The sequence below is a fragment of the Dietzia sp. UBA5065 genome, assembly GCA_002415925.1.
GTDB lineage: Bacteria > Actinomycetota > Actinomycetes > Mycobacteriales > Mycobacteriaceae > Dietzia.
Window position 1 is genome coordinate 15,913 of the sequence record DIAZ01000096.1, and the last position, 556, is coordinate 16,468.

The 556-nt window shown below is 68.9% G+C and carries 1 pseudogene; it reads right to left on the reverse strand.

Features of this window, described 5'->3' with window-relative positions:
- A pseudogene (locus tag B4M60_RS07290) lies at positions 1-403 on the reverse strand (proline--tRNA ligase); the annotation flags it as partial.
- Positions 404-556 lie beyond the last annotated feature (153 nt).

Sequence of the window (556 nt, forward strand, 5' to 3'; positions counted from 1 at the left end):
ACAGGGTCACCGGCAGGTCCTTGTACGAGGAGTACTCGCCCTGCACCGTGAGGGTGAACAGTTCCTCGTGGGTGGGCCCGAGCATCATGTCGTTGCCCTTGCGGTCCTTCAGCCGGAACAAGGCGGGGCCGTACTCGGTCCAGCGGCCGGTCGTCTCGTAGGGCTCGCGGGGCAGGAGGGCGGGCAGGCTGATCTCCTGGGCGCCGGAGGCGTTCATCTCCTCGCGCACCACCTGTTCGATCCGGCGGAGCGTGCGCAGGCCGAGCGGCAGCCACGAGTACACGCCGGGAGCGACGCGCCGGACGTAACCGGCCCGGACCAGCAGCTTGTGGCTCAACACCTCGGCATCGGCCGGGTCGTCGCGGAGGGTGCGCAGGAAAAGGTGGGACAGACGCGTGATCACGGTGGTCAAGCGTAGCCGCCCGGTGGTTGGGGATCGGAGCGACGGTAGCCTCAGCCGGGTGCGCATCCTCCTCTCGCCCTCCGAGACCAAGTCCGTCGGCGGCTCGGGTGGCCCGCTGGATCTGGCCGAACTGTCGCTGACATCTCTCACCGA